Here is a 6,182-nt window from a genome sequence, read left to right on the forward strand (position 1 = left end):
TCTCTCCCAAAACCCTTAAAATTTGGTTTTTTATCCCGTTGGTTACAATCGGATCTTTTGAATGTCATCGAGCAAGCGAAACAGCAACGTTATAACGACGTGGCATAAAAAAAACCTTGTCACGTAAGGACGGACAAGGCTTTCTCAAACTCATCAATCTAGAGAGTGCATAATCCGTCCTATGACGCAATGTTATAGGATTAAAAATGATGTGTTCTTTTAAGTTAGAGAATAATACTCCTTTAAATGATAATGATAACGGCTCTTTAAATGATAAGACTTGTTTAGAAGCCATTCCTTATGAAATCGCATTGCAACAAAATGGTTGGGGCGAAATAAAGCCTATCACGGCGGCTCTCTTACCCGTCGAGCCTTTTAGCTTATTACAGTTGCCAACGCCATTAATGAACTATGTTTATGACGTTGCGGATAGCCAACAAGCCCCTATGGATTTTATTGCTATCTCTGCTCTCTGTGCTTTGGCTGCTGTGATTGGCAATGGCGTGCGGGTTGCCCCAAAACAACATGCCAATTGGAAAATTGTTCCTAATCTCTGGGGTGTCATTGTGGGGGAACCTTCGACCATGAAAACAGGTACCATGGACGCTGCTTTAGAACCTCTTTATGAATTTCAAGATGAATGGCATCAAGAGTGGGTAAAGAAGAAAAAACAGCAAGAAACAAAAGAGATTCTTAGTGAATTAGATAAACGAGAAAAGAAAAAACAAGCCTATAAAGCACTCAAAGATCAAGACGAAGAACAAGCCCTTGCTCTTCTTTCACAAACTCTTGAACACAAAGAAAGTGAGGAAGATGACAGTTCTATAAAACGCCGTCTTATCGTCAATGATGTGACCGTTGAAAAGCTTGGGGAACTCTTAAAAGAAAACCCCCGTGGTCTCTTGTTGGTTCGTGATGAATTAGCTGGTTTTTTATCTAATCTGGCAAGAAAGGAATATCAATCAGACCGTTCTTTCTATCTAACAGCTTTTAATGGCAATAAGTCTTACACCTATGACCGTATAGGACGGGGAACCATTTTTATTCCCAATGCAACTGTCTCTATTATAGGGGGTATTCAACCTGCACGTATTATTCCCATTATTCAAGACATGCACCGTGGAATAAACGATGATGGTCTTATGCAACGGTTTCAAATGCTGATCTTTCCCGATGAACGACAAGAGCAGTTATGGGTTGATAGACCTCCTAATCAAAAGGCATGGGAAAGTTATCAAGGGGTTTTTCGTTCTCTTTATGATAAACCATTAGGATCACCAAAATATCCGATAACTATACGCTTTTCTGCCGAAGCCCAAGAAATGTTTCGTGAATGGTGGGAAGATTTTCAGAAAAGAATAAAGAATGGTCATTTCTCTGCAAGTTTAAAAGCACATCTTTTGAAAATGAATCAAACCATACCAACCCTTGCGTTGATTTTTGAACTGGCTGATGGTGGGAGTTTTGAAATCAATAGAAATGCGCTTGAAAGAGCCTTGTATTGGGAAAAATATTTGTTAAGTCATGTCAAAAGGCTTTATGCGGCGGCGGATAGCTTAGCAACAGAGGGGGCAAAATTAATTGTCGAACGTTGTGATTGTTTACCCGATGTTTTTACAACAAGGGATATTTATAAACGTGATTGGAAATGTTTCAAAGATAATGAAGCCGTTAAGCAAGCTTTAGAGCTTTTATGCCGTTGTAACTATATACGTGAAATCTCTGGAGACAAGAGCTCACAAGGCGGTCGCCCTACCATACGCTATGAATGGAATCCCTTAGTGACAAGCCATAAAACATCACACTGAGGCAATTTGGAAATCTTATAGAACATTAACAATATAACAGTGAACTATTCAAAGCACTCCCCATTATGAGTTTTGGGGGGGCTTTTTGTACGTATTATTTTATTTTTTTAATCCAAAATAAAAATCATTATATTTCAATATGTTAATGTTTTAAAGAAACAACCTATATTAAATATAATATGTAAATACAATCTATAATATATATAAAAAGGGGTTTTGTAGGGGTTTTGGGGGTTTTAAGAACCTACAAAACCTCTCTATAAAACTTATCAAAGTACTTATTCTGATATTTTAAAGCACATATCAAATTTGTCTTTTTTCATAAAACAAATAGCAAATTTTACTATTCTGCTGATCTTGCGCTGTGTCATGGGCTGTTGATAAACAACCTTTAAAAAACCCTTTTGAAAAAAAGAGCGGCTTTTTTAGCAGTTTTCTGCATTTTTTTTCACCATTTACTCAAAATGGATTTAATAGGCTTCACTTTGATTCTTTTAAAGATAATTAATCAGTAGAATATATTGTCATGGAGTCTGTTCTTTATGTCTCACCCTCTTTATTCTGATAATAAACATGTCTCTTTACGCTCTCTCTTACAAGCCTATCGTGATCAAGCGATATCAGAGCAAGAAAAGCAAGCTGCTTTTGAAAAGTTTGTCATTGCCTATTTGACGCAAGACCCGCTTCAAAAGCAAGAATACGAAAAGGTGCAAACTTATAGAGAGGTCGCTGACGAAAAGGGTTGGAAAGGAAGCGATACAGACACCGATATTGATTTGGTGGCGAAAATTCGTGATCAAGACGATTACGTTGCTATTCGCTGTCAATTTTATGAGACCAATCATCAGATTACCCAAGATGATATTGAAAGCTTTATCGCCATTTCTGGTAAAAAGAGATTTAAATACCGTCTTCTCATTGATAGCACCGAAAAAGACTTAAGCGAAAATGCCAATACCATGATTGAAGGGCAAGCGGTTTCGGTTTATCGGATTAATCTGTTTGATATGGACAATAGTCAAATTGATTGGGGTCTCTTTGATAAGACAGGCAACATTGTCCTTTACGAGCAAAAGAAAAAAAAGCTTTTAGATCATCAGAAAGAAGCACTCAAAGCGGTTTGTGAAGGTTTAAAAGAAGCAGACCGTGGCAAGCTGATTATGGCATGTGGAACGGGCAAAACTTTCACCAGTCTTAAGATAGCAGAAACCATAGCAGGAAAAGGCAAGCGTGTGTTGTTTTTAGTCCCCTCTCTTGCTTTAGTCTCGCAAACAATCCGTGAATGGACCGCCGATGCACAAGTGCCCTTGCGTTGCTTTGCCGTGTGTTCGGATAAGCAAATCGGCAAGCGGCGTAAAAACCAAGAAGATGATGGGGAATTATCGGCATCTGATTTAGCCCTCCCTGCTACCACAGATGCCTCTAAGCTTGTCGAGAAAGTAGGCAACTCTTCTCCCCATGCGATGAGTGTTATTTTTGCGACCTATCAATCAATACAAGTCATTGTTGATGCGCAAAAGGATCATGGTTTAGCAGCCTTTGATTTGATTATTTGTGATGAGGCGCATAGAACAACGGGGGCTTCATTAGGAACAGAGGACAATGAATCTGATTTTATCAAGGTTCACGATAACACTCTTATTCGAGGCAAAAAACGTCTATACATGACAGCAACGCCTAAGATTTTTAGTGATAAGCTGAAAAGGAATACGGATGAGGTTGATGCTGTTTTAGCCTCTATGGATGATGAAACAGTTTATGGAAAAGTGCTTTATACCTACAGTTTTACCGATGCGGTCAAGAATGAACTGTTAACCCCTTATAAGATTATTGTTTTGGGTGTTGATGAGGGGGAAATCAGTAAAACCATGGAGATGCCTACCACAAGTAAAGATTATGAACTTCTTCTCGATTATAGAACAAAAATTGTTGGCTGTTATCAAGCTTTAACTAAACTGGATCTGAAAAATGATCTTGGAGATGATACGAGCCCCATGCGTCGTGCCTTGGCTTTTTGTAAAGATATCAAGACCTCTAAAAATATCCGTGATACCTTTCAAGGAAAAGGTGTTAAGAGGATTTTCAATAGACTTTATCAAAACCACCCCGATACGCCTCCTCTAATCTGTGAAGTTGATCATATTGATGGGAAGGATGGTGCCAAGGAACGGTCAAGAAAACTGGATTGGTTGGAAGAAAATGTGGGGGAAAATCACTGTCGTGTGCTCACCAATGTACGCTGTCTGTCTGAGGGTGTGGATGTGCCTACCTTGGATGCGGTGATGTTTTTACACCCGCGTAAAAGCCAAGTGAATGTGATACAGGCGGTAGGACGTGTGATGCGCCGCGCGAAGGGCAAGAAAAGAGGCTATATCATTTTACCCGTTGGGGTGCCGGCTGGAATTGACCCCGAAAAAGCTTTAAAGAACAATAAGAAATACAGTGTTGTTTGGCAAGTGATCAATGCTTTGCTTGCTCATGATGAGAATTTTAAAATAACCCTTAACCAGATGATTTTAGGGCAAGACGTTAGTGATGTTTTGGAGATTGTCGCCTTAAAGAGTATGACCGCGGTTGAGGATAAACTCCATATCCATGAAAAATCAGAACATATGGAACTTGAGATTGGAAAAGCCGCTCATGAACCACAAACTATTCATAGCGTAACAGGACGATTACCTTTTTATAAAGAGTTTCCCAATGCTCTCAAAACCCTTCTTGCGAAGAAATTTGCTATTGCGGATTATTGGGAAAATTGGGCGGGTAATGTTGCTGAGATTGCACAAAATCATATCACCCATCTTCAAAACCTGCTTGTTGATGAAAACAGTGAAGCCTTTCATTCTTTTGATGCCTTTCATAAGGAATTAAAGAACAATTTAAACAGTGAAATAAAACAAGAGGAAGCCATTGAGATGTTAGCCCAACATCTTGTGACGCGTCCCGTGTTTGAAGCCTTGTTTGAGGGCAATGAATTTGTTCAGAACAATGCCATTTCGCAAGCCATGGAAAAAATCTTAACAGAACTCGATAAAACCAATATCGAGGAAGAATCCAAGGAATTACAAGAGTTTTATAACAGTGTAAGGCTTCGTGCTTCTGGGATTACCTCGCCTTTAGCAAGGCAAAATCTTATTATTACGCTTTATGAAAGCTTTTTTGCCAAGGCATTTAAGAAAACCACGGATAGGCTTGGGATTGTTTATACGCCCGTTGAGGTTGTGGATTTTATCATTCATTCTGTTGATGATGTTTTGCGTAATGAATTTGGAAAAAGCTTGGGGTCACGAGGTGTCTCTATTCTTGACCCTTTTACGGGGACAGGTACTTTTATCACACGGCTTTTACAATCTAATCTCATCAAACCAGAGGATATGGAATATAAATTCCGTCATGATATCCACGCCAATGAGATTGTTTTGCTTGCCTATTACATAGCAGCGATTAACATTGAATCGACTTATCATAGTCTTATGAAAGGTGAATATATCCCTTTCAAGCATATTGGTTTGGCTGATACGTTTCGGATGCTTGAAGAGAAGAACTTGCTACAGGAATTGTTTAAAGAAAATAGTGAATATTTGGAACATCAAAAGAAACTAGATATCGAAGTTATCTTTGGTAACCCCCCTTATTCTATAGGACAAAAAAGTGCTAATGATAATGCAAAAAATACTCCTTATCCGATATTAGATAAACGTATTGGTGAAACTTATGCTGCTCAATCTGAATCAATCAATATGCAAGCACTTTATGACAGTTATATTCGTGCTATTCGCTGGGCTAGTGACCGTATAAAAGACTGTGGTGTTATTGGTTTTGTTACAAATGCGGGCTTTATCACTGGACATTCTCTGAACGGTTTACGAAAATGCCTTGTTAAGGAATTTAGCAGCCTTTACATTTTCCATTTACGGGGGAATGCACGAACCTCTGGAGAACAACGTAAAAAAGAAGGTGGTGGGATTTTTGGTGAAGGTTCTCGTGCTCCCATTGCTATATCTATTCTCGTAAAAAATCCGGAATCCAAACAACAGGGGAAAATATATTTCCATGATATTGGAGATTATCTCAAGATAAAAGAAAAGCTTACGATCATTAAGTCCCTTGAGAGCATTGATGATATTACGGATAAATTAGGTTGGCAAACGATTACACCAGATAAACATGGTGATTGGCTTGGTCAACGCGATGACAGTTTCAAGACATTCCTAGCTCTAGGTATTAAAAAAGGGCATGATAAAAAGCTCTTTGAGACTTTTTCGTGTGGTATACAGACTAATCGTGATGCTTGGGCATACAATTCAAGTCGTGAAACTCTCGCGAAGAATATGAGTAATATGATTGCTTTTTACAATAGTGAAGTGGAGCATT

The 6,182-nt window shown here is 38.7% G+C and carries 2 protein-coding genes and 1 pseudogene; all 3 read left to right on the forward strand.

Features of this window, described 5'->3' with window-relative positions; all coding sequences use genetic code 11:
* Nucleotides 1-108 (forward strand): annotated as a pseudogene (locus tag ACFINU_RS08800) (DNA-binding protein); the annotation flags it as partial.
* Between the two features lie 98 nt (nt 109-206).
* Entirely contained in the window at nt 207-1,808 is a 1,602-nt protein-coding gene (locus ACFINU_RS08805; protein ID WP_375618791.1) for a YfjI family protein, read from the forward strand.
* A 542-nt stretch (nt 1,809-2,350) separates the two neighbouring features.
* A partial coding sequence (locus tag ACFINU_RS08810) for a DEAD/DEAH box helicase family protein (RefSeq protein ID WP_375667581.1) occupies nt 2,351-6,182 on the forward strand: 3,832 nt, incomplete at its 3' end.

The sequence above is a fragment of the Bartonella sp. AC130YNZD genome (assembly GCF_042196865.1).
GTDB lineage: Bacteria > Pseudomonadota > Alphaproteobacteria > Rhizobiales > Rhizobiaceae > Bartonella.

Excerpts from the sequence above, each read along its gene's own strand:
- ACFINU_RS08805 (WP_375618791.1), top strand. The coding sequence starts at position 207 with ATGATGTGTTCTTTTAAGTTAGAGAATAATACTCCTTTAAATGATAAT.